Origin of the sequence: Kyrpidia tusciae DSM 2912 (genome assembly GCF_000092905.1) — a bacterium.
Lineage (GTDB): Bacteria > Bacillota > Bacilli > Kyrpidiales > Kyrpidiaceae > Kyrpidia > Kyrpidia tusciae.
The window spans coordinates 1,740,179-1,766,505 of the sequence record NC_014098.1; the positions used below are offsets into that span (position 1 = coordinate 1,740,179).

General features: G+C 58.3%; 22 protein-coding genes, 1 tRNA gene and 2 pseudogenes. 4 read left to right on the forward strand and 21 right to left on the reverse strand.

The window, feature by feature from the left end:
- Positions 1-18: 18 nt before the first annotated feature.
- The 14 genes and pseudogenes from BTUS_RS08570 to BTUS_RS08635 form a co-directional block, all read right to left on the reverse strand.
- The gene (locus BTUS_RS08570; RefSeq protein WP_013075715.1) at positions 19-642 is read right to left on the reverse strand and encodes a DsbA family oxidoreductase; all 624 of its coding nucleotides are present in this window, start codon (positions 640-642) and stop codon (positions 19-21) included.
- 328 nt (positions 643-970) lie between these two features.
- The gene (locus BTUS_RS08575) at positions 971-2,116 is read right to left on the reverse strand and encodes an acyl-CoA dehydrogenase family protein (RefSeq protein ID WP_013075716.1); all 1,146 of its coding nucleotides are present in this window, start codon (positions 2,114-2,116) and stop codon (positions 971-973) included.
- Between the two features lie 23 nt (positions 2,117-2,139).
- Entirely contained in the window at positions 2,140-3,297 is a 1,158-nt protein-coding gene (locus BTUS_RS08580) for an acyl-CoA dehydrogenase family protein (protein WP_041303993.1), read from the reverse strand.
- Between the two features lie 232 nt (positions 3,298-3,529).
- Positions 3,530-5,116, reverse strand: a complete 1,587-nt coding sequence (locus BTUS_RS08585) for an AMP-binding protein (protein WP_013075718.1) — start codon at positions 5,114-5,116, stop codon at positions 3,530-3,532.
- A gap of 32 nt (positions 5,117-5,148) precedes the next feature.
- Complete coding sequence (locus tag BTUS_RS08590) at positions 5,149-6,678, reverse strand: acyl-CoA carboxylase subunit beta (RefSeq protein WP_013075719.1); 1,530 nt, start codon at positions 6,676-6,678, stop codon at positions 5,149-5,151.
- A 74-nt stretch (positions 6,679-6,752) separates the two neighbouring features.
- Positions 6,753-7,187 carry a MaoC/PaaZ C-terminal domain-containing protein gene (locus BTUS_RS08595; protein ID WP_013075720.1) on the reverse strand — a complete coding sequence of 145 codons (435 nt, stop codon included), beginning with the start codon at positions 7,185-7,187 and terminating at the stop codon, positions 6,753-6,755.
- A 133-nt stretch (positions 7,188-7,320) separates the two neighbouring features.
- A complete protein-coding gene (locus BTUS_RS16855; RefSeq protein ID WP_169307954.1) occupies positions 7,321-7,716 on the reverse strand; it encodes a PaaI family thioesterase in 396 nt (131 codons plus the stop codon).
- Between the two features lie 264 nt (positions 7,717-7,980).
- Positions 7,981-8,319: an AtuA-related protein gene (locus BTUS_RS08605; protein WP_013075723.1), complete on the reverse strand. Its 339-nt coding sequence runs from the start codon at positions 8,317-8,319 to the stop codon at positions 7,981-7,983.
- Positions 8,320-8,322: 3 nt separating this feature from the next.
- The gene (locus BTUS_RS08610; protein ID WP_041303995.1) at positions 8,323-9,687 is read right to left on the reverse strand and encodes an acyclic terpene utilization AtuA family protein; all 1,365 of its coding nucleotides are present in this window, start codon (positions 9,685-9,687) and stop codon (positions 8,323-8,325) included.
- 7 nt (positions 9,688-9,694) lie between these two features.
- Positions 9,695-10,480 (reverse strand): enoyl-CoA hydratase/isomerase family protein, encoded by a 786-nt coding sequence (locus tag BTUS_RS08615; RefSeq protein ID WP_013075725.1) that lies wholly within the window; start codon positions 10,478-10,480, stop codon positions 9,695-9,697.
- Positions 10,481-10,953: 473 nt separating this feature from the next.
- Complete coding sequence (locus BTUS_RS17505) at positions 10,954-11,859, reverse strand: thermonuclease family protein (protein WP_083780305.1); 906 nt, start codon at positions 11,857-11,859, stop codon at positions 10,954-10,956.
- A gap of 141 nt (positions 11,860-12,000) precedes the next feature.
- The gene (locus BTUS_RS08625; protein WP_013075727.1) at positions 12,001-12,291 is read right to left on the reverse strand and encodes a hypothetical protein; all 291 of its coding nucleotides are present in this window, start codon (positions 12,289-12,291) and stop codon (positions 12,001-12,003) included.
- Positions 12,292-13,620 (reverse strand): RNA-guided endonuclease InsQ/TnpB family protein, encoded by a 1,329-nt coding sequence (locus BTUS_RS08630; RefSeq protein WP_013075728.1) that lies wholly within the window; start codon positions 13,618-13,620, stop codon positions 12,292-12,294.
- 61 nt (positions 13,621-13,681) lie between these two features.
- Positions 13,682-13,960: pseudogene (locus tag BTUS_RS08635) on the reverse strand (recombinase family protein); the annotation flags it as partial.
- A 53-nt stretch (positions 13,961-14,013) separates the two neighbouring features.
- Between BTUS_RS08635 and BTUS_RS08645 the strand changes: the two are divergent.
- Positions 14,014-15,127, forward strand: a protein-coding gene (locus tag BTUS_RS08645; protein ID WP_013074454.1) for an IS3 family transposase whose coding sequence is annotated in 2 segments (ribosomal slippage) — positions 14,014-14,282 and positions 14,281-15,127 — 1,116 coding nt in all. Because the reading frame shifts where the segments join, the coding sequence is not laid out codon by codon here.
- 195 nt (positions 15,128-15,322) lie between these two features.
- Here the strand turns inward: BTUS_RS08645 and BTUS_RS08655 are convergent.
- Positions 15,323-15,631: pseudogene (locus tag BTUS_RS08655) on the reverse strand (recombinase family protein); the annotation flags it as partial.
- Between the two features lie 377 nt (positions 15,632-16,008).
- Entirely contained in the window at positions 16,009-16,935 is a 927-nt protein-coding gene (locus tag BTUS_RS08660) for a restriction endonuclease (RefSeq protein ID WP_013075730.1), read from the reverse strand.
- A gap of 308 nt (positions 16,936-17,243) precedes the next feature.
- On the opposite strand from BTUS_RS08660, the gene BTUS_RS08665 reads away from it, so the two are divergent.
- Positions 17,244-17,972, forward strand: coding sequence for a M48 family metallopeptidase (locus BTUS_RS08665; RefSeq protein ID WP_013075731.1), 729 nt, complete (start codon positions 17,244-17,246; stop codon positions 17,970-17,972).
- A 3-nt stretch (positions 17,973-17,975) separates the two neighbouring features.
- Here BTUS_RS08665 and BTUS_RS08670 read toward each other — a convergent pair whose 3' ends face one another.
- From BTUS_RS08670 to BTUS_RS08680, 3 genes are read right to left on the reverse strand one after another with little or no spacing between them, the layout of a single operon-like run.
- Positions 17,976-20,906, reverse strand: a complete 2,931-nt coding sequence (locus BTUS_RS08670; protein WP_013075732.1) for a type I restriction endonuclease subunit R — start codon at positions 20,904-20,906, stop codon at positions 17,976-17,978.
- Positions 20,903-22,135, reverse strand: coding sequence for a restriction endonuclease subunit S (locus BTUS_RS16865; RefSeq protein WP_169307955.1), 1,233 nt, complete (start codon positions 22,133-22,135; stop codon positions 20,903-20,905). Before BTUS_RS16865 ends, BTUS_RS08670 begins: the two co-directional genes overlap by 4 nt.
- A complete protein-coding gene (locus BTUS_RS08680) occupies positions 22,128-23,609 on the reverse strand; it encodes a class I SAM-dependent DNA methyltransferase (protein ID WP_013075734.1) in 1,482 nt (493 codons plus the stop codon). Before BTUS_RS08680 ends, BTUS_RS16865 begins: the two co-directional genes overlap by 8 nt.
- Positions 23,610-23,869: 260 nt before the next feature.
- Between BTUS_RS08680 and BTUS_RS08685 the strand changes: the two genes are divergently transcribed.
- Positions 23,870-24,262 carry a DUF1664 domain-containing protein gene (locus BTUS_RS08685; RefSeq protein WP_041304002.1) on the forward strand — a complete coding sequence of 131 codons (393 nt, stop codon included), beginning with the start codon at positions 23,870-23,872 and terminating at the stop codon, positions 24,260-24,262.
- A gap of 255 nt (positions 24,263-24,517) precedes the next feature.
- Here BTUS_RS08685 and BTUS_RS08690 read toward each other — a convergent pair whose 3' ends face one another.
- Positions 24,518-25,150 carry a copper amine oxidase N-terminal domain-containing protein gene (locus BTUS_RS08690; protein WP_013075735.1) on the reverse strand — a complete coding sequence of 211 codons (633 nt, stop codon included), beginning with the start codon at positions 25,148-25,150 and terminating at the stop codon, positions 24,518-24,520.
- Between the two features lie 228 nt (positions 25,151-25,378).
- Here BTUS_RS08690 and BTUS_RS08695 point away from each other — a divergent pair, with 228 nt between their 5' ends.
- Positions 25,379-25,903: a Uma2 family endonuclease gene (locus BTUS_RS08695; protein ID WP_013075736.1), complete on the forward strand. Its 525-nt coding sequence runs from the start codon at positions 25,379-25,381 to the stop codon at positions 25,901-25,903.
- Positions 25,904-26,238: 335 nt separating this feature from the next.
- Here the strand turns inward: BTUS_RS08695 and BTUS_RS08700 are convergent.
- Positions 26,239-26,314 (reverse strand) — tRNA-Gly (locus tag BTUS_RS08700).
- Positions 26,315-26,327 lie beyond the last annotated feature (13 nt).

Here is a 26,327-nt window from a genome sequence, read left to right on the forward strand (position 1 = left end):
TGAGACGCCCGGTGTTTCTCAGCGCGGATCTTGTTGGTTGATGTACCACGTTTTCAGGCTGTCATATCTCTGAGCCCCGACGAGGAGGGAACCGGTGCCGACAAGTGAAGGCACAGCGCGTATGCCCAGCTCCCGGGCGCGACGGACGTCGTCTTCCACCGCCTGCCGGGCCCGATCGCTCTGGAAATCTTGTTCAAACCTTTCGACGTCAAGGCCGACCTCCCCGGCACAGTCGAGAAGGACCTCCCCGTCTGCAATGTTTCTGCATTCCGTCAGGTGAGCTTTTTGCACCCGGTCAAAATAATCCCAGTGTGCTCGTTGCCCTCCCTGAAATTCCGCCGCTTTGCAGGCCATGAGACCGGGCAGGGAATGAGGATAGTCAAAGTCCCGCGTCTCCATCAACTCGGCACGAATGCGGCGCTCGTCATCGTTTGCATTCGCCGCTTTCCAATGATTCAAAATTTCGCGCTTGGCTCTCTCTTTCGAGCCGAACATCCTGCCGATGTCTTCCGGTCCCGGCGCCAATGCAAAGGAACGGTGAACGATCTCCACGTCCGGAAACTCTTCCGCAAGCTGCCTGACACGAGGTGATATCACATAACACCAAGCACAAAGGACGTCGTGGAAAAACTCGATTTTCATCCCGATCCCTCCTCGAGTAACCATAACACAAAACAACGCCGGTCGAAACCTTCCATTGGTTCACTGCTACCACTACGCCATAATGTTCCAATGCTGACGGGACTGCCTGTCCAAAAGTTGACGGATATCATGTCTATAAATCTGAGAAAGGAAAAGGGTACCTCTGTCTATCAGGATGCTGCGGCTTACAGCATTCTCAGAGGTACCCACTCACGATCACCTGTGATCATTGTATCAGATTTTGAGCTCGTTGAGTCGGATGTAGACGAGGTCTGGAGGCCTTGGCCAGCCGGCGTCCCGGGGGAGAGCGACCAACGGGGTCCCGGGATTACACAATTCCCAGCCGTTTGGTCAGAATTTCATACATAATCTGGGTGGTCCCCCCACCGATGGACATGATCCTCGCATCCCGCCAATAGCGCTGCACCGGATATTCCATCATGTAGCCGTTGCCGCCGTGAATCTGCAGGGCGGCGTCCGTCACCCGGTTCACCATCTCCCCGGCGTACGCTTTGGCCATGCTCGCCGCCACCGTCACATCTTCTCCCCGGGCATACAGATAAAGCGCCCGGTAAGTCAGGCTCCGGGCCTTTTCGATATCCACCGCCATGTCCACCATTTTGTGCCGCAGCGCTTGAAACGTGCCGATGGGCCTGCCGAACTGGGTGCGCTCGCGGCTGTAGCGCAGGGCGTCCTCCAGGGCTTTTTCCGCCGCCGCCACGCTGGAGAGGGCCAACATGATCCGCTCCCATTGAAAATTGATCATAATATAGCGAAATCCCTGGTTTTCTTCGCCGACGAGGTTCTCCGCCGGCACCTGCACCCCATCCAGGATCAACTCCGCCGTGTCCGAGGCCCGCCAGCCGAGTTTCCTCAGCGTCCGCCCGACGGAAAATCCGGGCATCCCCGCCTCGACGATGAACATACTCACGCCCCGATGCCCCGCCGAGGGATCCGTTTTTGCCGCCACGCACACATAATCGGCCGACGCCCCGCCGGTGATGAACATTTTGCTGCCGGTCAGAACGTAGTGATCCCCCTCCCGCCGGGCCACGGTGCGCATGGAGGCCACATCCGACCCCGCATCGGGTTCCGTGACCCCCAGGGCGGCGATTTTCTCCCCCCGGATCGCCGGGACCAGATAGCGGCGCTTCTGTTCCTCATTTCCGAACCGCCAGATGGGCGTCGCCCCGATCCCCGTCGTCGCCGTCAAGGCTGCGGCCGCGCCCCCGGACCCGCAGCGGGCGATCTCCTCCACGAAGATGGCGTCGGCCAACAGGTCATCACTGCCGCCGTACGCTTCCGGAAACTTCAACCCGAGATACCCGAGCTCCCCGGCCCGGCGGTACATCTCCCGGGGCACCCGTCCCTCCCGCTCCCACTCCTCCACCCGGGGGGCGATTTCCTTTTCCACCCAGCGCCGGACCGCCGTCCGGAACTGCTCATGCTCCTTTGTGAACAGCCAGTGCTCCATCTCCCATCCCTCCGATTCGGTCGTCACAGGCCCATTTCCTTGCTGATGATCTCTTTCATGATCTCATCCGTTCCGGCTCCGATGCGATTGAGTCGCACGTCCCGCCACAGGCGCTCGATGGGATACTCGGCCATATAGCCATTGCCCCCGAAAATCTGCAGGGCCCGGTCCACCACCCAAAAGGCTGTCTGACTGGCCGCCAGTTTGGCCATGGAGATCTCCTTGCTCGGGACCTCGCCCCGGGCAAACCGCCAAGCGACGGAGTAAGTGAGCTGCCGGCAGGCCTCGATCTCCACCGCCATTTCCGCCAGAAGGTGCGACACCACCTGGAACCCGGCGATGGGCCGGCCGAACTGCCGGCGTTCCTTTGCATAGGCCAGCGCCAGCTCATGGGCGTACTGGGCGGTGGCCACGGCTCCCGCCGCGGCGATCATCCGCTCTCCCTGCAGCTCCCACATGATCTGATAGAAGCCCTTCCCTTCCTCCCCCAGCAGACTCTCCGCCGGGACCCAAACATCGTCGAACACAAGCTCCGCCGTGTCCGAAGAGCGCATGCCGACTTTGTCGAGTTTCCGCCCCACCGAGACGCCGGGGCGGTCCATCTCCACCAAGAACAGACTTATCCCCCGATACCCCGGCTCATCCGAGGTCCGGGCCACCAGGGTGATAAAATCCGCCCGGGGGCCATTGGTGATAAAGAGTTTTCTTCCCCGGATCACCCATCCGTCCCCCTCCCGGCGGGCCCGGGTCTCAATCCCCGCAACGTCCGACCCGTGATCCGGCTCGGTGATGCCGAGGCAGGCCAACTTCTCTCCCCGCAGGGCGGGTTCCAGAAATTGTTTTTTCTGCTCCGGGGTGCCGAACTTCAGGATCGGCGGCGTCGCCATCTCCGTCTGGACGGCGACGGCCATCGGGAATCCCCCCGCCCCGCACCGGGCCAACTCTTCAGCCATCACGATGCTGGAAAAATAATCTCCCCCTTGCCCGCCCACCTCTTCGGGGTACCGCAGGCCGAGGAACCCCAGCTCCCCCATGCGGCGCAGGATCGACTTCGGGAACTCCCCCTGCTCTTCCCATTCGTCCACATAAGGTTTTACTTCTTTTTCGACAAATCGGCGCACCGATTCCCGCAACCGGTCGTGTTCTTCTGTAAAATAGGGCGGATACGGCATCCTGTCCATCTCCTTCTCCTCGTTGCCCTGCGGCGGGGTGACCTCATCCCCGGCGCAGGACTGTCTTCAGCTCCATCTCCGGTCTCCGCACACCAGCGCCACTTTCTCCCCGCTGAGCTCCTCCCGCCGGCTCAACCATCGGCCGATTCCCATTGACGCCACAGTCTTTCACCTCCATTGCCCGGGTGTGCCACCGGACAACCAGCACCCGGCATATGGCCCAGTTCTCATGAGGATGATCTCACCCCTGCCCGTGAGACGGGCCTTCGGCGTACAGGTCCCGATATTGTTCCCGCAGCACGTGCTTTTGCACCTTCCCCGTGGTGGTGAGTGGCAATTGCTCCACCATGCGAATCATCTTCGGCACCTCGAAGCCACCGAGATGTTCCCGGCAGTGGGCGAGGAGTGCCTCCTCCGTCACCTGCGACCCCGGCTTTCGCACCACAAAAGCTGTGACCGCCTCGGACCATTTCGGGTGGGGCAAACCCACCACCGCGGCATTGGCCACTCCGGGATGTGCCAAGAGCACTGTCTCCACCTTGATCGAGGGCACATTTTCCCCGCCGGTTTTTACCATGTCTTTTTTGCGGTCGACAAAAATGAGCTGGCCGTCGGGATCCCACATGCCGAGATCCCCGGTGTGATGCCACCCGAATTTTCGACTTTCTTCCGTGGCCTCGGGTTGCTTATAGTAGCCCATCATGGCGTTCGGTCCGCGGTGGACCACTTCGCCCACCTGGCCAGGGCCAAGAATCCGGCCCTCATCGTCCATCACCGCCGTGTCGTTGATGATGGTGGACGCGCCCCAGTACGAGCCGAACCGGCGGAGCTGCTCTTCCGGCGCGAAAATCATCGTGCCGGGATACATTTCGGTCTGACCCGTTCCCAGAGCGAAATTCGGGCACAACTCTCCGATGGCCCGGCGGAGAGTCCGCTCATCCATCGGGGCCATGGCGTACAGGCAGTAGCGCAGGGACGACAGGTCGAACCGCCTTCGCTCCGGGTGGTCGAGCAAGGCCCGGTACATCATGGGCAGGGCGAACACCCAGGTGATTCGCTCCCGCTCCACGGTTTGCATAAGCGCCACCGGATCAAAACGCCGGATGATCACGTTGGTGGTGCCGATGTGCAAAAAGCCGGTGGTCATGACGTGCTGGGCACAGTGGAAAAGCGGCATCATCGCCGTGGCGATATCGTCCCGGCGCACGTCCATCTCGATAAGGTTGCTCAAGGTCGCCACGAACACCGACAGGTGCGAATGCATCACCCCTTTGGGCCGCCCGGTGGTTCCGCTGGTATACATGATCTGGGCCAGATCCCGGTCGGCAATGTCCACATCCGGTTCTTCGCCGGGCTGGCCGTCCAGGGTCAACTCGAAGGAGATCCCTACTTGGCCCAGGTCCAACCCCTCGTAAGGAATTACCAGCAGCCGTTCCACATGCCCGGCGATGGCCTCCCGCCGCCGGGGGTCGGCAAGAATGAGATCATCTGCCACCGCGACCCGGGCTTCGGAATGGTCGAGGATGTACCGCACGTCATCGGGCCCGAGTCCGGGGTTGATGGGCACCCACACCATCCCCGCTTTTTGAATCCCCGAATAGGCCGTCACAAAGAGATGCGAATTCTGACAAATCGTCGCCACCCGGTCTCCGGGGGCCAAACCGGACGACAACAAATAATGGGCGAATTGATTGGTCCTCTCGTCCAACTCCCGATACGTCACCCGAGTCTCTCCGTCCACCAGGGCCGTCTTATCCGGAAACCGCCGGGCGCTCCGCCGCAGGATATCCCCCAGGGCCACCCGGTTGACCACCGACACCGCGTCCATCTCGTGCACCTCCCATTTTCGCTTTCGGAAATTTAAAGAATTGTCGCGTGCTTGCGCGGCGGCAGTGAAATCTTCTTGTCCGCATAAATCTCAAAATACCGCAACAGCTCGTTCCGCAGCTCTCGGGGTGGGATCAGTTCATCCACCACCATTTGCCCCGCCAGTTTGAAAATATCATATCCCGCCCGGTATTCTTCGCGCAGACGGGCGACTAAGCGATCCCGTTCAACCGGGTCTTCGACGGCCTGCAACTTATTGAAATAGACCGCGTTGATCGCTGCCTCGGGCCCCATGACCGCGATCTCCGCCGAGGGTAGAGCCAGAGTCAGCTCTGGATCATAGGCAGGCCCGGACATGGCATAGATCCCCGCCCCGTAGGCCTTGCGAACCACCACGCAGATCCTGGGGACGGTGGCGCAGGACGTGGCGAAAATGAACTTGCGTCCCCGCCGAAGGATCGCATTTTTCTCCACCGCCGTGCCCACCATGAATCCCGGGGTGTCGACGAGAAACAGGAGCGGGATGTTATAAGCGTCGCACATCCACACGAATTCCGCCCCTTTATCCGAGCTCTCCGGAAAGAGCGTCCCCCCTTTCACCGCCGGCTGGTTGGCCACCACCCCGATCACCCGCCCCCCCAGGCGGGCAAAGCCCGTCACCAGTTCATCGGCGTACCCGGCCTTGACTTCAAGAAAACTGTCCCGGTCCACGACAGCATCGATCAGGCGGTGTACGTCGTAGGGGCGGTTCGGGTCGGCGGGAATGATCTCGTCAATAGCTGCCGGATCCAGTGCCGGCTCCCGGAGCTCCCCTGGAGGAGGCGAATTTTCACTCGAATCAGGAAGATAGGAAAAAATCCGCCGAACCAAGGCCCCGGCCTCTTCTTCGCTGTCCACTACAAAATGGGCCGATCCGTTTTTCAGATGAACCTGGGCTCCACCGAGTTCCCGAGGTCCAACCTTTTGTCCGATCGCCATCTCCACCATTCGGGGCGACGCGATAGCCATGGCCGCATCCTTCATCATCACTAAAAGGTCCGTGAACACCGGGGTGTAGGCGGTACCGGCGAAACAGGTGCCGTACAGCACGCCCACCTGTGGGACCGAACCGGACATGATACTGTGCATGTAAAACAGTCTTCCGGCGCTTCCCTTGTCCACATGGTGTCCTCCGGTCTCGTCGATCCGGGCCCCGGAAGAATCCACCAAGTATAACATGGGCTTTCGCGCCCGCAGGGCCGCCTCCTGAGCGCGGACGAGTTTTTCCCCGTGGTACCGACCGATGGATCCGGCCTTGACGGTAAAATCATTGGCGGCAAAAAAGACGGTCCGCCCGTCGATCCGGCCGGTTCCCGTGACGACGCCATCTCCCGGCAGCTCCTCGTCCGGCCAGCGGGCGAATTGACCGAATTCTGTGTAAGGTTCCTGGTCGTCGAAAAACAGGGCCAGCCGATCCCGGACAAACTTTTTCCCCGCCTCGGCCTGTTTCTGATGCCCCCGGGGAGGCCCGCCCCGCTGGATGCGCTGCCTCTCCCGAATCACCCGCTGCTCCCGTTCACCCATGCCGCTGCTCCTTTCTTTCGCAATGCAGTCTCTGTTTCCGCCCCTTCGTCCTTCCGCCGCGGGCCGCTCGACGCTCACCCTTTGGCCACTAACACCTTCATCACTGCGCTCGCCACCACGTCCCCCGTCTGTTTTTTCACCTCCTGCCGGAATGTCACCACCCCGCCCTTCGCCCCTTTGTCCTCTTTTTCCACCACTTCGGCCTCGACATGAATGGTGTCCCCGATGAAGGTCGGGTTCACGAATCGTACCCGGTCCATCCCATAAAACGCCACCACCCAACCCGGCTCAAGCCTCGCCAATCCCGTGGCCACTGACAACACGAGCATGCCGTGGGCGATGCGCTGCTTGAAAGGCGTCTGCTTCACGTACTCTGCGTCAGTATGCAGCGGATACCAATCCCCGGTGAACGCCGCAAACATCACCAGGTCAGCCTCGGTGATCGTCCGGGCCCGAGACACGAACCGCTCCCCGATTTCAAAAGCATCAAATGATTTGTCAATTCGCATGGCCTCGTTCCCCCCTTGCAAGCTTCTCGCTTCCTGATCGTTCACTCCAAACGTGACGTCTCCCTTGTCGCCGACACGGCATGCCGGCACAATGCAACGGATGCGGACTCCGGCATCGACTCATGCGCCCGGTTCAGGCAGGAACGATCATATAGAGAGCCACCCCGAAGGCGATCTCCTTCCGGGTGGCCGCATCGACCACGGAACAATCGGCCAAGCCGGTCGTTCGCCCCCTGTGGCGTACATGCGCGATCGCCAATAAGTCTTGATCCACAGCCGGGCGGACGTAGTTGACTTTGAGATCCACCGTGGTGATGGCCTGCCCGTCTTCCACCGTCGGCCACAGGGCGGCTGCCACCGCCGAGTCGATCAGCATCGCGATGAATCCACCGTGGACCCGTCCCATCGCCTGGAGGAGCCGCTCGTGAAAAGGCAAACGCAGCTCGGCCCAGCCGGGGCCCGCATCCTCCACCCGCAGCCCCACCATCGCCCAGGAAGGGATTTCTTCAAATCGCCTAATCTTTTCCACGATCGTCGAATCCGAATGCCGTGTTCGCTCTTGTATCATTGTCCTTGATCCGGGAGATACCATCCCCGTCGAACCGCGGGTTTCGATTCGGGTGATCAAGCTCTCCCATTGGACCCAGTCCCCCCTTTCTCCTTCCCGAAGAGTCCCTTCCAGGTTAGTTCACCATCCTGTCTCTGCCCTGCCAATAACGATCACGAAGGACATTTTTTTGAATCTTCCCGGTGGCCGTTTTCGGGAGTTCATCCACAAATTCCTCAGTCATTGTCATCTCTCCGCCAAAATCTCGTCCTCCACTTCGATCTCCATGCGCTGCAAATTGCTGCCGAAACACTTGCCGAGATTGTCGACCCGGATGGAACCGGATCCCCCGCCGCCCAGGGCATCCCGACAGACAAAATTCAGCGCCAGCAGGTTGGGCACTTCGTGGCGGATTACCTCCCCCTCGATCCACCCGCGAAAATGAGCTTTGACCCGCTCGGGGGTCACCTCCCGGAGAAACACCCGGTACAGGGCATCGCTCGGCGCGAACAGCGCGATGTTCACCGTGTTGCCTTTATCCCCGCACCGCACCTGGGAGACAGATCTCAGTTGCACTTTGGCCACCCCTCACACCTCCTCGATCCGGATCTCCACCCGGTCTTCCACCAGGTTCCGGGGTACAAGACTAGACCACATCCCGAGGAGCTCCCGGGGCGGCATCATGCCCCCGAGGCCCGCCACCGAAGGCGGTCCGTCCAGGGCGAGCGGCGGGAACAACCGGCCGAACTGTGCGGCGTCCTTCAGCGTTTTTGCCCGCACCGCCATGCGCAGGTAGACTTCGTTCAATTCCCCTTCCGGTTCGGGGACCGTGGGGCCGTGCAGCGAGTTGTACCCCAGGTAATCCGCCCGCACTTCATCATAGGTCAGACCCCGGCGCTCGATCTGTTTGCGGATGATCTCCTCGGCTTTTCGGGCCTTTCTCAGGGCATCGGGCCAGGAGTACCCGAGAATCGCCTGGCCCATATAGCCGTCCCGGTAACCCATCACCACCTTGAGCGTCTCCGGCCGGGGACGCCCGGTGGCCCCGGCCACCCGCACCCGGTCCTCACCGTCAGGCTCCAGCCGGGCGGTGGTGAAATCCGCCACCACATCCGGCGTGACATAGGCGGCGGGGTCGTGAATCTCGTAAAGCATCTGCTCTTTGACCGTATCCACGCTCACCCGGCCCCCGCTGGTGGGGGTCTTGGTCAGCACGAACTCCCCGTCTTCCCGCACCTCGGCAATGGGATAGCCGATCCGGTCCATGTCGGGAATCTCCCACCATTTACCGCTAAAATTCCCCCCTGTGGACTGGGCGGAGCACTCCATCAGGTGGCCCATGAGGATCCCCTGGGCCAGCGCGTCCCACTCGTCCTCCTTCCATCCGAATTCATAGACGAGGGGGGCGAGAAACTGGGCCGTATCGGTGGTGCGTCCCGTGATCACGATGTCCGCCCCCATCTGCAGCGCCCGAACGATGGGCCGCACCCCGAGGTAGGCGTTGGCGAAAAGCAGCCGGTCGCGCACCGTCTCCAGAGCGGCCCCGGTTTCCATGTGCTCCAGCCGAACCCCCGCGGCCTGCAGCTCATCGAGGCGCTCCATCAGGTTGTCGCCGGTGACCACCGCCACCCGGATCCCCGTGACCCCCTTTTCCCGGGCCAACCGGATGACCTCCTGGGCCGCTCCTTCGGGATGAATGCCCCCCGCGTTCGTCAGGATCTTGATGCCCTTCGACCGGACATAGGGAAGAAGGGCGTTCATGTAGAGGGTGATGTCCTTGCACCACCCTTTCGAGGGATCTTTTTGCTTGTCCTTGACGAGAATGGCCATGGTGAGCTCCGCCAAACAATCAAAACAGAGATACTGAACATCCCCGTTTTTCGCAATATCCACCGACGGCTCCACCGCGTCCCCGTAAAATCCTTCCGCCGCCCCGATCCGCACCGTTCTCATCCGCGGGTCACCGTCCCTTCCACTCCGGGGGACGGCGCTCGAGAAATGCCGTCGCCCCTTCCCTCAGATCCTCACTGAGGAACGAGACAATGCGCTGGGTGCTGAGCACATCAAAAGATTTCAGCAGGTCGATCTGCTCGGTGGTGTAAAAGGCATCCAACCCCAGCCGCACGGCCAGAGGGCTCAGGGAAGCAATCCGCCGGGCCAGGGTCAGCGCCTCTTCTTCCAGCTGCTCGTGGGGGACCACCCGGTGAACGAGACCGATCCTCTCGGCCTGCTCGGCCGTCAACACCTCCGCGGACAGCATCATCTCCATGGCCCTGCGATGGCCCACCGCCCGCCGGATCCACGGTAAAATCACATAGGGCACGAGGCCCAACTTGAGCTCGGTGGTCCCCAGGATCGCACGGTCCGAGGCCAAAGCGACGTGGCACATAGCCACCAACCCGCATCCGCCCCCCAGAGCCGGACCGTTCACTGCGGCGATCAGCGGGGTCCGCACCACCGCCCCCAGTTTGAACAACTCGGTGGACCACAGGCCTTCCTCGTACAACTGCGGAGCCGATTTGTCAATATTCTTCTTGAATTCATTCAAATCTCCGCCGGCACAGAACGCTTTACCCATGCCCGTCAGCACCATGGCACCCACGTCGGGATCTTCGTCCATCCGGCGGATCGCGTCGATCAGCTCCCGGGTGAGGTCCTCCGTCAGGGCATTTCGCATCTCCGGTTTATTCAGTCGAATGATCGCCACCCGGTCGTTGAGCTCAACCACGATCGATTTGTTGTCCAACTCACTCCCCCCTCTGCCCTTCAATACGATTGAGTTAGCAAGTTCTATGCCAGCCTCAGCCGGGAGCGAAGAATCCGGTGAGGGTCGATGGTCCAGAGAAAGCTGTAAAATCATGAAGACCCGCGGATGATGCAATTTTAGCCAGTATGTACGATAATTACACAGATGTTCAGTTATTCGGACACAAGGGGAGACAGCGAACAACCGGTAGCTGGGGACGACCTCGGAGATTGAATAATACGGAAGCTTCTGACCTATCTTTTCGCTGCGTCCCCAGCTCCCCGGCTTGGACCGGCAGATCATCCACATTTTATAATTCTGTTCGCGGTGTCCGCCGCTTTGGCGGCGTTGTCGGCTCTGTTGCTGATGGGCGTGCGCCTTTCAAAGATCCGGGCGGTACCTTCTGGGGACTCTTCGCCCCTCCCCAGGGATGCCGCAAGGGCGCCGCCGGGGCCCGAAATAGAGGGCCCGGCTCATTCGCAGGCGATCCCGTCACCGTCACCGTCCAACTGGGGACGGTACCCCGGATCCCCGCGGTGAAGCGGGGCCTTCCCCGCCGCCCTCACCTGGGCGCAGTTGCGGTAGTAGACCGAGGATGAATTGTGGTTCGGCGCCGGGGCAGTGCTGCCCGCAGCGGTGCCCTTTGATCCCGCAGCGGCGGGATGATAACCCTCATCCGTCACATAGCCCGGAATCGACCAAATGCCGATGCCAGCGCTTTTCGCCTTTTGTTCCGCCGCCACCAGTTCATCGTAATGTTTGTACGGCGGGTCGTATACATAGGCCACCCGGGCATAGCCCTTCTCAATCTGCATTTTGTTGAACAGTTGGTCCCCGACCCACAGGTAGCAGAGAAGCCGGCCGTATTTGTCCCGCTGGGGGCCGTCGAGTTCGAGCTTCACGTCCCGGCCGGCCAGGACCTGTTCGGCGTAGGCGGACGCCTCGGGGCCAAAGGGCTCCACAGGGGTGTTCGGTTTGTGCGTTTCCGGCGTGTCGATCAAAAGCAGGCGGATCGTATCCTGCTTTCCATTATACGACACCTCCATGGTGTCGCCGTCCACCACCCTGGTGATGTGGGCTGCGATCCATCCCTGGGCTGCCCCCGACTGCGGCGATGGAGCCGAAACGGTCGGCGCGGCCGCGGGTATCGGAGAGGTCGGAGGGGCGGAGTTGCCGGCGGCCTTGTCGGTAGACTGGGTGACCGAGGGCGCTGCCGCGGCGGTGGGCGGTGCTGTCGCCGACTGCTCGGCAGCCGGGGCGCCACAGCCGATCAAACCAATGGAAACGAATAAGGCCAACAGAGCGGAGACAAGAGCGGGACACCGTTTTTGCCACCTGTGAACCATGCTCATCCCCCACGTCCAGATTTGCTGTTTCATTTTTTCTATCAACTTCTATCAAACATTGACAGACTTGACAGCAAAACAGTTTACGCTCTCCGAGAGGCTGGCTGCTCCCCGAAGACCCGATTGGCGAGGCCCTGGGGCCGAGCATCTGGAGTCCCGCCCGAAACAGTACCATCAGGTCGTCCGCCGACCAGCGCCCGACACCGACAGTTTCCAAACGGCGGGGTGGTCCCTCGACGCTTGCGCGTCTCCCACCGGCAGGACAGGGATCGGTTTCGCCAACCCGGAAGGCCGTTTTGCCGAACCCCCCAGGATCAGCCACCCGGCGGCGCTCCGCTTGCGCCTCATCGTCAAAGCCGTGTTCCGTGCGGCCTTCGCCAACCCCCGCACGCCCTCACGGTCTTTCTCCCGCCAGGCCTGTCCCTGTCCCGTCCTCCCGGGAACATCCCGGGAACTCTGATTCATTCATGCGTGGTTCTCCCAGTAGCGCTTCAGCAAAATCCTTTTGACTTCTTTGTGTGGGGTGTACTTTGTGATCTCCTGGTCGCGAAGACGCCCCTTCACATTGGTCGCCGCCACATGGTCCGCATCTCCTTCATATCCGCACTTTTGGCACCGGAACGAATCACCGTTGCGGTTCTTGCCGTCCACCCAGCCGCATCCGGGACAGGGACAGGTCTGGCTCGTATAAGCGGCGTTCACCGGTCCCGGATCGGTTATGGAATACACATGGCACAAGTATTCCAGTCGCTCCCGGATCGCCTGCCGTTGCCACTGGCTCACCTTGCGGGACAGCCCCTTGTTCCTCGCCTTCCCCCGCAGGTGGGACAAATCTTCGTAAGCGATCACCCTTGGCCGGCGTTCCCGAAAAAACGCCCGCAACGCCCGGTTGATCTCGTTCTCGCACCACGCCCGGTACCGCCTGTGTCGCTTGTGCTGTTTCACCAGCCCCAGGTTGTGCCGCCGAATTCGCCTGGCCTTTCCCGGGTCCCGCTCCCGGTTTTTGCGATACAACGCCCACAGCTTCTGGCGTTTCCGTCCTTTGTCCAGCATGTGGTCCGACATCTCTTGCAGGGCCTGGCCGTACTCCGGCCGATACTTCTTCCCCGAGTCGTCCGTCAGAACTTCGGTGACTCCCAGGTCGATTCCCGCCTCTTCCTCCCCGGCCGGGTAGGTCTTCGGCTCCCGGCTCATATGAATCTCCACCGCCTGTTCGTCCGGCAGCAAAACCACCCGCAGATTGCCCCTCAGCTTGTGAATCCCGGAAAGGGGGATCACGATCCTTTTTCCCGGGGACAACCCCATCACCGCCACATACTGCCGGTTGCCCACCATGAACACTCGGTACATCTGCTGATCCACAACAAAACTCCGGGCTTTCCTGACCCGCGGCCTCTTTCCCAGGACCCGGCGAAACAGCCGCTTCAGCCCGTGGCGGATCTTCTTCCGCCCGGCCGGCTCCAATTCGGTCTTTTTCCCGGCCAGATCCTCATCCCGAAAAACCGCCTCAATCTTTCTCCAATCCCGGGGCCTGTCCCCGAACTTGTCCAGCAACCAGAAGGCATAATCGCGCTCCTTCGGGGTTAACCCCCCGTTGCGGTGAAGACGGTCCCGCACCTCGGCAATCGCCGCTTCCCACTGTCGCTCCAAGGTCCATAAGGCGTCTTCCAAGGCCAGCTTCCACTGCCGGGCCTGAAGCCCGAAGGGACTCACAAACCCGGCGGCCACCCGTTCATCTCGAATTCTCCGTTTATACCCCAGATCCTTGAGGGACTTCACCTGCGCGTACTCCACCAAGAAGGCGTCCTTCTGCCGGGAATACGCCTCGGCCACTTCGACGATCTGCCTCCATTTCTCACGATTCAGCGGCAGGCTCTTTTGTCGGATCGTCTGTCGCACCGGATAGTTCCTCCCGAACGGCTTTGGTCAGTTTCCGCGCCCTGTAGGTTCTTGACCCGTAGAGTTTTACCGCAAAATGCTGGACAATGCTTATTAAATCTTCGGCCAGTTCCTGGGCCGGTGACATGTCCTCGGCCTTGTTGACCACCAGAATCTCGCAACCGAACCGTGCAAACAGGTCCTCCAAGAAATCAAACCCAAACCGGACCAGCCGGTCCTTGTGAGCCACAATCACTATAATGGACCCAAGAAACTGGACAACAAGAAGGGAGATTTTAAGGTAGGTCCATGCCGAGAAAAAAGTATGATACTGACTTCAAAACCAAAGTTGTCCTGGAAATTCTCAAAGAGGAAAAGACGCTCTCGCAATTGGCATCCGAATATGGTGTTCATGTCAATCAACTCCGCCAGTGGCGGGATATCGCCTTGGAAAACTGGCCACAAGCGTTTGAACCTGAGAATAAACAGCTGGCAAAAATTCGTTCAGAATATGAAGACAAGATCCAAGAATTGTATGCGGAGGTCGGTCGCCTGAGCACACAATTGTCTTGGTTGGAAAAAAAATCTCGCCTCGCTCAGTCGAGAGGACAGGCTGGCTCTCATCGATTTCCAAGAACGTGAACTCCCGCTCGCCGTTCAGGCCGAGCTTCTGGGCTTAAATCGGTCCAGCCTGTACTACAGGCCGGTCGGACCATCCGAGGAGGAGGTGAGGCTCAAACACCGGATTGACCAAATCTACACGGAGCATCCGTTCTACGGTTCCCGGCGCATCACGGCCATTTTACGCAGTGAACATTGGACCGTCAACCGCAAGGCCGTCCAGCGTCATATGCGGGAAATGGGGATTGCCGGCATCACTCCGGGTCCCAATTTGAGCCGGCGCGCCCAGGCACACCGGGTGTATCCCTACCTGTTGCACGGCTTGAAGATCGAGCGTCCGAATCAGGTCTGGGGCATCGACATCACGTATATCCGCATGGCGCATGGCTGGATGTATCTGGTGGCGATCCTGGACTGGTACTCCCGTTACGTGGTCAGCTATGAGCTGGATCAAACCCTGCATATGGATTTTGTTCTCAAGGCCTTGCATCGGGCCCTGCGGCAGTGGACGCCGGAGATCATGAATAGCGACCAAGGAAGTCATTTTACCAGCCCGAAGTACACGGACGTCCTGCTAAATCATGGGATTCGGATCAGCATGGACGGCCGGGGTCGAGCCCTGGACAACATCTTCACCGAGCGCCTGTGGCGGAGTCTGAAGCAGGAAGAGGTGTATCTTCACGACTACCAAACGCCGAAACAGGCTCGGGAAGGGATCGCCAGATACCTGGAGTTCTACAACCACAAGCGCCCGCACCAGTCCCTGGGATACGTGACGCCGGCCTCTGTGTTCGGGCTCTAGAGGGGGCCCCTCCGCCAAGGAGGGGGATCCTCCTGCCAAGAACGAGCACCAACGACGAAGGGGGGCTCCTCCACCAGAATGATCGAGGGATGATCCAGAAATGGAAAACAGGTCCGGCGTCCATATCCAAATTCAGGAATCTCAACACACTTTAAAAAGGGCCAAAAAAATGTCTTGACAATGGGGTCCACCTCACACCGTCTCGATTTCCCCGCGGGTGACGGCCCCGCACATCCTTTGGAAATTCTTTCGCCGATCATTCAACGCCGACCCAATATCGACGAAAATCTCGTCAATGGTGAGCCCCTTTCCGGCCGCAAATTCCTTCAGGAAACGCAACTGGTTCTCCAGGTCAGGCTTTTGCCCTGCGGAAGACACCCGGGCGTAAATGACCGTCTTCTTTGTTTCTTTTCGTTTCCCGATTCCTAACGCCTGATAGAACATATCCTCGGTGTATCTGCGCTTGTTGGTGGGAGTTCGCAAAGGCACCAGCTTGCCTTTCTTCACAGAAGGCCAAAAGCTGTATTCAACCTCCTGCGATGATGGTTTTATTTTATTATAAAATCAAGCCTCATTGAACCCTTTAAATCTCACTGAAAGGGAAAATAGGTGAAAGGAATGTCGGTGGATCTGCGTATTCTGGCTGCCATGGTTGCGTGCAAGGGCGAAAAGAACACGAGGGGGTGTTGGCTTTGGAAGGGAAGGAGGCGCAAGAACTAGATCGGTACGAGGTGATTGACGGCGTTGTCTGCGTGCGTCAGTGCCATCCGGGCCTGCCGGCAAAGTGTCCCTTTCAGCGTCTGCCGCCGCAGCAAAGCACTCGCTGCTTTTTGGCCACTTGGCATCCCCCCTTTCCTCCGTATTGTTCGCAGCGCAATTTCTCACTCCGACAAGAGCCCACCTTCGTCAAAATAGTCCAGGTCGACTTTCTTAATCACATACCGTGTAACCTCTGTGACGCCAACGTTAAAATCAATCATCAAATTCGCGAGTTGTTCACCGTCAATCAAAACAATTTTCTTCTCGATTCTCGTGACGTATTCCTTGGCGTCTTGTGAAAATCGTGACGTGGTGATCAAAATTCCCTTGCGAGCCCGCTGCCCTTCCAAGCTGCCTGCGAACGCTTGAACGATTGGTCGGCCCACCGTACCTTCCCATCGTTTCGCCTGAAGATAGATGACGTCTAAACCCAACCTGTCTTCGTTAATCATGCCGTCAATGCCATCGTCGCCACTTTGGCCGAGAGCCTGTCCGGCGTCAACTCTGGATCCACCGTAACCCATCGCCACGAGCAAATCCACGACCAGTCGCTCGAAAAATTTTGGTGTACAATTCTTGATACGCTCCAACAATTCATCTGCAAGTGACTTTCGTAAACTTAAATGGGTTGAGTCCAATATTTCTTCCGGCGTTCGGTCTAGGCTTTCAAGATCCGCATCATTGTCATCCGCACCTTGAGTGGACGTCCGGTTCTTGAACTCGAGGAATTCAGGAAATTGACTAAGAAACCGATTGTTGATTTCGTTCGGATTAGTTCGCAGCACCTCCAACCCACGCTCAGTAATCCGAAATTTCCCACGCCCAGTACTCTCCAACAGGCCAGCCTTGACCAAGTACGTTCTTGCCCAACCCACTCGGTTATCGAACTTGGGTTGTCGACCGCTTGGTAACAACTCTTTGCGATCACTATCAGTAAGCAGGAATTGGGATGACAGTGTTTCAATCACCTCATTCAGCCTGTGTTCTCGACAATCCTCGGTAATTTTCAACAATGGAAGCATAATACTCTGATAATCTGGGACAGACATTTGTGCGCACCTCGAATTCCCATAGCATTGGCCTGGCGTACGGATTACTCCGTTTTCGGCCGGAATATGATTGGTTTCCAGATTTTACTTTAGTCTTCGGTAAGTTGAACCGTTCGGCCAAAGAAACCCACCCATTATTCTCCAACAACTCGACGAATTTGTCGAGTGGGTGCGTACATCCCTTTTGCCGGGAAATTTTGCGCCGTCCCTTACGACCATCGCAGATGACGTCCTGAACCGCCCTTGCTATACTGGAAGGCGTACAGATGAAGCGCATTTGACCAAAACCACCCTGAGGAAGTACGCCCATGCCGACCTTCACGTACGGAAACAGGTCCATCGACTATCGACTGGAGTACAAGCACCATAAACGAGATTGTACCATCTCCGTCGACTGGCGGACGGGAGTCACGGTCATTGTGCCCGAAAACGTCGACCCGGCACGGATCGAGGCCGTTATACAGCGGAAAGCGCCGTGGATTTTGCGGAAACTGTCGGAACTCGGTGAAATCAAACCGTTGTCCACCCGACTTCAGTTCATCAGCGGAGAAAAATTGCCTTATCTGGGGAGACAATACCGGTTGCGGGTCGTCGCGGCGGAGGACATCGCGGGAGTTTCTTTTACGTTCCAAAACGGCCGGTTTCTGGCGGGTGTCCCGAAATCATCCAGTGCGGACTGGCGGGAGGAGCGTTTGCGACAAGCGTTTCGGGAGTGGTGCATCCGCCACGGGGCCGCCAAAGTCCGGCAGCGGGTCCAGCTTTTCGCCCCCCGACTGGGCCTTCATCCGGCCAAGGTGGTCGTCAAGGAACAGAAATCACGTTGGGGCAGCTGCACAAAAAACGGAACCATCAACATCAACTGGCGGATTCTGATGGCCCCCATGCGCATCGTCGATTATGTGGTGGTGCACGAATTGGCTCATATGATCCACCGGAATCATTCGCCGGATTTCTGGTCCGTCGTGGCGTCCGTCCTGCCCGACTACGCGGAACGCAAAGAATGGCTGCGGGTGCACGGGCCGGCGCTCGAAGTGTAAACGTCAGGCTTGGAAATGCACCTTCGCCAGATTCATGATTTGCTGCGTCACGTATTCGAGTTTGTCGGGCGGACAGTTGGCCGCCCGCAACTGCCGTTTGATCCGGGCGCGCATATCCCGCTGGACGTTCTCTTTGGTCGTCCAGTCCCGGATGTTCTGCAGGGTGGACACCTGTTCGACCAGGATCTGGGTCAGGTCTTTCAGTCGGTCGTCACTGAACCGGTCGCCGGGCAGCTCCTTCCTTATCAGGTCATAGAAGGGGCAGTGCTCCTTCACCATGCCCCCATCCGGTTGCGCGGCGGCATAGCCTTGAACATCCCTGCGGATCAACTCCTTCAATTCCAGAACGAGTTGGGCCGTCTCCAGACGGTGCTCCTTCCAGTCCGCAATGAGCTTCTCCAATTTCTCGCGCAGGGACGTGTAATGAACCGGGTTCTCGTCGAATCTCACACGAATCACGTGGCGGATGGCGTGTTCCATTTCGGAGGCCTTGGCCTCGTCCGAGGACAGGTTCTCCACGTGCTCGGCGAACCGGCTGCTCAGGATGTCCACAGGCTCATGGAGGACCTCGACGGCCGTGGCCCGGACGTGCTCTTCGATGAGCTGCTTGACCTTCGCCCCGCAATCCGAAACATTCATTTCCGGGTCGCGGAAACGTTGTTTGGCGGCCAGGCGCACCTTCCCGAGAAACTGGAGGTCGGCCCGGTAGGGGTTCGCCAGTGGATTGGGCATCACCAGGTCCATGCTTTCCGCAAACCGTTTGAACGCGAGGTCGAACTCCACCCGGACGTCCTCGGGCTCCAGCACCCGGATGCACGCCTCCAGGTTGCCCTTGTCGACGTGGTCGAAGAACCGCATCGCCGCGCGGTGTCGACTCTGAAGACGTGGAATTTCGGACTCGACGGGCACCATCACGTCTTTGACGTCTTTTTCGTGAAAGATCTCCAGCGCCTGCTTCAGGAAGGCGGAGACGCCATAATAATCGACGATCAAGCCGTACGATTTGCCTTCGAAGGTCCGGTTGACCCGGGCAATGGCCTGGAGCAGGTTGTGTTCCTTCAACGGCTTGTCCAGATACATGACCTGCTCGATGGGGGCGTCAAACCCCGTGAGCAGCTTGTCGCAGACGATGATAAACTTCAGCGGATCCTCCGGATTCTTGAATCGTTCGATGAACTGTTTCTGCTCCTGCTCCGAAAGATGAAACGCTTTCATGTCCGCCAGGTCGTTGTGGTCCCCGGAAATGATAACCACCGATTCCGGGCCGTTCAGACGATCCAGCGTCTTCTTGTACTGGATCGCCGTTTCGCGGCTGACCGCCACCACCTGCGCCTTAAAGCCGTTGGGCGCGATGTGCGTTTCATAGTGGTTCACGATGTCCCGGCAAATCGCTTCGATTCGGTTCGGGGCGGACGCAATGGCCTCCGCCGTGGCGTACCGCTTTTTGATGAGTTCCCGGTCGTGCTCATTGTAATCGGCGAACATGCGATCGAACAACTCGTCCAGGGAAGCCCCTTCGATCCGCAGCTCGGGCAATCGGCTTTCGTACAAAATGCGCACCGTGGCCCCGTCCTCCACGGCCTGTTGGATGGTGTACGTATCGATATACGGCCCGAACGTCCGGCGGGTGCTCTTGTCTTTTTTGTCGATGGGGGTCCCTGTGAAACCGAGATAACAGGCGTTCGGCAATGCGGTGCGCATGTTCACGGCCAAGTCTTTGTACTGGGTCCGGTGGCTTTCATCGACCAGGACAAAGATGTTGCTGTCCGAGCTCAGCACCTGGTTCTCTTCCGCCTCGGCCTCCTGGAATTTTTGAATGGTGGTCATGATGGTCCGTCCCCGGCCCTGTCGGAGGCGGCGGCGCAGTTCCTTGACGCTGTCGGCGTGGATGGGATTTGGGAAGCCGCAGCGATGGAACGTGTTCGTGATCTGCGTATCCAGGTCCTTGCGGTCCGTGACGACGACGATGGTCGGATTCTGCAGCTCGGGCAGCCTGCGCAGCTTGACGGACAGGTACAACATGGTCAACGACTTGCCGCTGCCCTGGGTGTGCCAGATAACCCCGCCCCGCTGGTTCGGCGCTTCCGCCGTCATGATGCGGTCCATCGCCTTGTTGACGGCGCGGAACTGCTGGTACCGGGCGAGTTTTTTGATCGTCCGCCCGGCCTCCGGCTCAAAGACGACGAAGTTTTGGATCAGGTCGAGCAAGTTTGGCTTGGTCAGCATGCCGGCCACCAGAATGTCCTGGGGATTGGCCTCCGGCCCCAGATCGGACAGGGCCATCGGGTAGGGGTCCTTCCATTCCGCATAGTGGCGCGACCTGGCCCCGACCGTTCCGTACTTGGCCTGCTGGCCGCAGGTGGCGATCAGGATCTGGTTGTAGTAAAACAAGCGTTCCGCTTCGGCCTGGTACCGTTCCAGTTGTTTAACCGCCTGGTCCAAGGGGCCCGTGATGAACGGGCTTTTGCACTCGATGATCACCAGCGGCAGGCCGTTCACAAACAGCACCACGTCGGGAATGACCGTCTCCCCGGTGCCCCTGATCCTGAACTGGTTGACCGCCAGGAATTCATTGTTGTCGATGTGATCGAAGTCGATCAGCCGGACCGTCTGGTTCTTTTTGCCGCGGCCCAGGTCCTGCTCGACGGACACGTAGTGCACGATGTTGCGGTGGATGGCCGCGTTGGCCTCCATGAGGCTGACGGCCTCGATGTGGGTGACGTCCCGCACCACCCGCCGGAGGTTGTCGTCGGAGATCCACGGATTGATCCGTTTCACGGCCTCGGCCAGCCGCCCCTGGAGCACCGCGCCCCTCAGCGTCTGGCGCTCACCTTCAAGGTACGAACCGGGGATATACGTGTACCCCAGCTTCTGCAGCTGGGCGATGATCCGGTCTTCCACAAGTTGCTTTTCGTTCCAATCTTGAACCGTCATACAACCGTCCCGGCTTCTTCGTCGACTTTGACACGGATTTTGCCAGTGAGGAGGACTTGCATCAAAGCTGATTTCAGTGTCATCAGAGATGATTTTTTGGCTAGATTGGCACTCCAATAGCTATAGACTGACCGTAAAATTTTGCACATCCCTTCCTGCTCCGCTATCGGAGGTACGGCAATTTGATAGCAGTCTAAGTCATGACGGTTTACCTTTGGTATACCGGTTCGTCCGGATACAGAGATTGAGTACCTGTAGAATCTGTCTGACATCAAAACATACTTCAAGAACTCAGGCAACATTATCCCGTTTCTCGCTCGAATCGGATAAATGTCCGCACTACATATCCCTGAAAAACCGGGATATGCTACCTTACCTAGTTCAGGACGAATTTTACTAAATAATACGTGCTCCTCGGTAAATAAGTATTTACCACTAGTCACACAGTCTTCTTTAGCAGTCGTATATCCTTCCAGATGTCCAATGAATCCGACGATGTGGTTAGGTGCAATGTGTATCATATCGCAGTATGGTGCTTCTTTGGGATCCACTTGTCCGTTGACAATTTCACACGCGTCACGAAACGACATAACATCCCACTCCGCGGGGATCTCGCCGATCTCCGTCTGCTTGAACTTCGTATGCCCGATCCCCCGCGTCAACAATTGTTGCATCAGGCCGCGTTTGACGCGTTCGGTCTGGTCGATGATCCGTTGCGTGGCGGCGATGGCATCGTCCACGGACGTCAGGATGGCGGCGATTTTACGTTGCTCGCGGAAGGGGGGATAAGGAATTCGGATGTTCAAAGTTTCTTTCGGTGTAACTCGCATGCGACTCCCAGTTGTCCCAGATTGTAATGTCATCAGCGCTGCCTGAAATAAGTGAGAGGTAAAAAAATGATAGTAAAAATCCAGATCTACATCTGGCCGAATTGTCTGGTAGACCATGAATTCCGTGGAACAAACACTCGGGTTCGGATTGGACATAGACAAAAATTTCCACACCCGATTAATCCTTGGGTTCAACTTCGATACTAGGAGTGAATCTCCCTTTAGTGCATATTTGTTACTCTTAATATTCCATCCGCGCTCCAAAACCGGTCTGTGACTTTCGTCGAACGCAGGGATACTGTAGTGAACGAATACTTGGCTTGGTAACTCCCTTGGGCAAACAGTTTCTGTATTAAGATTAAAAATGTCACCAAGTTTCACGTATAAATAGCTACTCACCATACCCCAACTCCCGCAAGTACCCATTCATGACCTCTTCAATCTGTCGCCGTTCTTCCTCCAGCCGCCGCAACTCCGCGATCGCTTCTGCGACGTCGATCTGTTCTTCTTCATCGGTTGAATCAATGTACCTGGCAATGTTCAAGTTGTATTCGTTCTTGCGGATTTCATCCAAATCGACGACGCGGCAGTACTTGTCGACATCTTGCCAGGTGTCATAGGCCGAGACGATTTTCCGGATGTCCTCGTCCCGCAGGAAGTTCTGGTTTTTGCCTTCCTGGTAATCGTTGGCCCCGTTCAGGAAAAACACTTTGCCGCGTTTGTGCGGTTCCTTGGACCGGCTGAACATCAGGATGCACGCCGGAATGCCCGTGCCGTAAAACAGGTTCGCCGGTAGCCCGATGACCGCCTCCAACAGGTCTTCCCCCAGAATCCCCTTGCGAATCTGCTCTTCCGCTCCGCCGCGGAACAGGACGCCGTGGGGCATCACCACGCCCGCTTTCCCTTCGTGGTTGAGCGTGGCGATCATGTGCTGGACGAACGCCAGGTCGCCCTTGTCCTTGGGCGGCAAACCGAAACGAAAACGGCCGTACGGATCCGCTTCCGCCTCTTCGCGTCCCCATCCCTTGAGGCTGAACGGCGGATTCGCGATAACGCGGTCATACAGGATCAGCTCGCCGTCCTGAACGAGCTTCGGGTCCCGAAGCGTGTCGCCCTTCTCGATGCGGTGGTCGCTCAGGCCGTGCAGGAGCAGATTCATTTTGCAGATGGCCCAGGTGTTCAGGTTCTTTTCCTGGCCGTGGAGGGTGACGTTCTGAGGATTGCCGCCCGCAGCTTTGATGTAGTCCACCGACTGAATCAACATGCCGCCGGACCCGGCCGTCGGGTCGCAGATCCGCATGCCTTCCTGCGGTTTGATGAGCTTGACAATCAGTTCCACGACCTTGGACGGGGTGTAAAATTCGCCGCCCTTTTTGCCCGCATCGTCGGCGAACATTTTAATGAGATACTCGTACGCCCGGCCCAGGATGTCCGGCTCCGACAGATTGGCGTTCGACAAATCGATTTCGCTGAAGTGTTGCATCAAACGGGAAATCGTGGCGTCCGGCAGGCGTTCCTTGTCGTTGAAATCGATGCTCCGCAGCACGCCCTGAAGCTGCGGGTTCTCATCTTCCAGCAGCTCAAAGGCGTGGTTGATCGCCGTCCCGATGTCCTGGGTCTTGGAGTAGAGATAGGACCACCGGGCCTCTTCGGGCACGAAGAACTGGTGTTCGTCCCGGTCATACCAACCGTAATCTTGACCGTATTCCCGTTCGATCTCTTTCGCCTTTTCGATGAAAACATCATTGAGCCGTTTTAAGAACAGCATCCCGAAAATGTAGTGTTTGTAATCCGACGAGTCAATGTGGCCGCGCAGGATATTCGCGGACTCCCACAGGTGCGATTCCAATTGCTGCAACGTGAGCTTGCCCATGGTGGCCTCCAACACAAAAAATCAATCCGACGATATCATTTTACTATAAAGTGCAGAGCATGTCCCTGCACCGGTGGGAGCACGTGAAACACCATCGGCGGGACGAATATTCCGCCTCCGACTAAAAGGGTGTACCCCGCTGTGCATTTCGTTGTACAATGAGACCAAGGACAGGCGGAAGGCCCGTTAACGAGACGTCGGCAGGTTCATCCATCGGCCGCTGCCTGCACCCGGACTATTGCGAAAGGCGGGATGGGGTCGTGGCCGATCGAACGTTGGATATGTTGTTCGACACGGTGAGGGACCTGGCAACAGCGGTGTACAATTTACGACAAGAAGTCAATGCCGGCTTCCAGCGGATGCAGGGGGAACTTGAGAACGTCAACGGAGAATTGGCACAAGTCAAAGGAGACTTGGCACAGGTCAAAGGAGACTTGGCACAGGTCAAAGGAGAATTGACACAAGTCAAAAGAGAAGTGGCACAGCTCAAAGAAGAGTTTCAGGAAATGCGCAGCGAGCTTCGGCAAGTGAACGAACGTCTCGACCGGATTGAGAAACGGCTGGCCAAGCTCGAAGGCGAGTCCAATCATGCGAAGATCCGGCTGTTCGATGTGGAACGCGAGGTGGAGGAAATCAAACGGCTGCACCTGTAACGTTTCCGACGCGCGCATGATCACCCCCGACGCCGCCGTTAGAATCAGTCCGGCGATGCCCGTCTCAATCCAGATCGCGGAAAAGAACTCCACAACCACCATCCGCTTCGCCGAGGTCGACGCTCCTCCCACCCCTTGGCCCTTGGCCCAGGTTTTCACGCGGACGGACACCCGGCTTCACGTGCATGAACACCCGGCCGGTGCCGATGCCGGGCCGACCGGGCGTTTCCTGGATTCGGACAGGGAATCCGACACTTATTTTGGGGCGTCGGATATGTACCAGTGCTGGTCGATCTCTTGAACCGTCACCGGGAAAGACGGAATCTTGCTCCAATCGGCGGGTGGACCGATGTCCGCTAAAGTCCGCCAATCGAACTGGACCGGGAACGTCCACGAGCCGTCGGAATTTTGCGTGCCCGAACCGATCCGGACCTCGTTCACCCAGGGACTGGATGTCCCGGTGACCCAGCCCACCCCTTCGAAATCGGCTTTCCGCTGCTCTCTCAAAGCCGGGGACAGCACGGCGTACTGCAGGGCCCCGTTTCGGCCCTGCACCCCTTTGGTCCAGGTTTGCACCGCTTCTTGCGGGGTGGTCGGGGCCACCGCCTGTTCGAGCAGGGCGATCCGGCGGTTCAACGCGTCCGTCTGGGGCAAATCCACCTGCACCGTCTGGGTCCCATCGTTCCAGCTCACCGTCGCACCCAGCGCCTCGGCCACATCCCGAACCGGGGCCACCACTTTCCCGTCCACCATTTGCGGGGCAACGGACGGGGAGACCGGACGCTGATTGACCACCAATTGAATGCCCGGACTCGCCAGGGCCCCGCCGGCCGCCAGACCGAGACCGACGAGCGCGACCCCGCCGAGAACGGCGATTCTTCGATTCATCCAAACCTCTCTCCCTTCGCGATGGAGTGATGAACCCAGTGTACAGCATTTCGTGACGGGTTGGAATCGTTCCCATACCCTATGCGGGCAACGCTCGATATGCTGTACAATGAGGGTGTACACAAACTGCAACGGCGCGCGGCCTGCGAAGAATCTGCGGCCCTGGCGTCCCGGGCTCTACAGGATCCGGACAGGCGTTGCGTACGAAAGCGAAAGGAATCCGAGGGGGTGTTGGTTTTGGAAGCGAAGGAGGCGCAAGAACTAGATCGGTACGAGGTGATTGATGGCGTTGTCTACGACATGACGCCGCCGCCGTCAACGGCACACCAACGGGCGTCAAACCGGATCTACATCTTGTTTGCGAACCATCTGCGGGGGAAAACGTGTGAAGCGTTTCATGCACCGTTTGGTGTATGGTTCAACGAGAGAGACGACGAACATGTTGAACCGGACATTACCGTCGTATGTGACCCGTTGAAAATTCGCGAGAAAGGCTGCGTGGGCACTCCCGACTTGATCGTAGAAGTACTATCGCCGAACACAGCGGCGAAAGATCGAACGGTCAAACTCAGGCGCTACCAACGTGCGGGAGTTCGTGAATATTGGATCGTCGACCCTGTGCACAAGACGGTGGAAGTGTATCGATTGGAAGACAATGTTTTTGGCAAACCGGACGCGTACGGGGAAGGCGATATCATCCGCGTCGGGATATTCGAGGACTTACACGTGAATTTAGGAGAAGTATTTTATTAAATCGGCAGCCGCGGAAAAAACATGATGAACCCTCGATCGTTCAGTGCCCTCCGGGCCTGCAGACCAAGTCCCCCTTTCAGCCCATTTTTTCACACATCGAAGAAGGTCGAACCATAAAATTGATCATCTGCCCACTTCGACACATGACACACCCGAGCCGGCCGGGCCGCGATGCCGCCTGTATGTCCGGCGGGAGCCGCACGCACCTCTTCATTTCGATTTTGGAACGGCATCGGTGTTTTTCCCGATAAAAGCGTTTGAGGGATACACCCCTGCGTCCGACACGCTAAACCTCTCTGGCGTATCTGACCTTTTCAGGGCATACCCCTCTTCTTTGGAGCGGATGACGGGACTCGAACCCGCAACATTCAGCTTGGGAAGCTGACGCTCTACCAATTGAACTACATCCGCACAATTCCTTTAC

Coding starts and splice junctions, on each gene's coding strand:
- BTUS_RS08690 (WP_013075735.1), bottom strand. CDS start 25,150: ATGAATCGAAGAATCGCCGTTCTCGGCGGGGTCGCGCTCGTCGGTCTC.
- BTUS_RS08595 (WP_013075720.1), bottom strand. CDS start 7,187: ATGCGAATTGACAAATCATTTGATGCTTTTGAAATCGGGGAGCGGTTC.
- BTUS_RS17505 (WP_083780305.1), bottom strand. CDS start 11,859: ATGAAACAGCAAATCTGGACGTGGGGGATGAGCATGGTTCACAGGTGG.
- BTUS_RS08590 (WP_013075719.1), bottom strand. CDS start 6,678: ATGGGTGAACGGGAGCAGCGGGTGATTCGGGAGAGGCAGCGCATCCAG.
- BTUS_RS08575 (WP_013075716.1), bottom strand. CDS start 2,116: ATGGAGCACTGGCTGTTCACAAAGGAGCATGAGCAGTTCCGGACGGCG.
- BTUS_RS08610 (WP_041303995.1), bottom strand. CDS start 9,687: ATGAGAACGGTGCGGATCGGGGCGGCGGAAGGATTTTACGGGGACGCG.
- BTUS_RS08570 (WP_013075715.1), bottom strand. CDS start 642: ATGAAAATCGAGTTTTTCCACGACGTCCTTTGTGCTTGGTGTTATGTG.
- BTUS_RS08580 (WP_041303993.1), bottom strand. CDS start 3,297: ATGGACAGGATGCCGTATCCGCCCTATTTTACAGAAGAACACGACCGG.
- BTUS_RS08585 (WP_013075718.1), bottom strand. CDS start 5,116: ATGGACGCGGTGTCGGTGGTCAACCGGGTGGCCCTGGGGGATATCCTG.
- BTUS_RS08625 (WP_013075727.1), bottom strand. CDS start 12,291: ATGAATCAGAGTTCCCGGGATGTTCCCGGGAGGACGGGACAGGGACAG.
- BTUS_RS08660 (WP_013075730.1), bottom strand. CDS start 16,935: ATGTCTGTCCCAGATTATCAGAGTATTATGCTTCCATTGTTGAAAATT.
- BTUS_RS08680 (WP_013075734.1), bottom strand. CDS start 23,609: ATGGGCAAGCTCACGTTGCAGCAATTGGAATCGCACCTGTGGGAGTCC.
- BTUS_RS08665 (WP_013075731.1), top strand. CDS start 17,244: ATGCCGACCTTCACGTACGGAAACAGGTCCATCGACTATCGACTGGAG.
- BTUS_RS08670 (WP_013075732.1), bottom strand. CDS start 20,906: ATGACGGTTCAAGATTGGAACGAAAAGCAACTTGTGGAAGACCGGATC.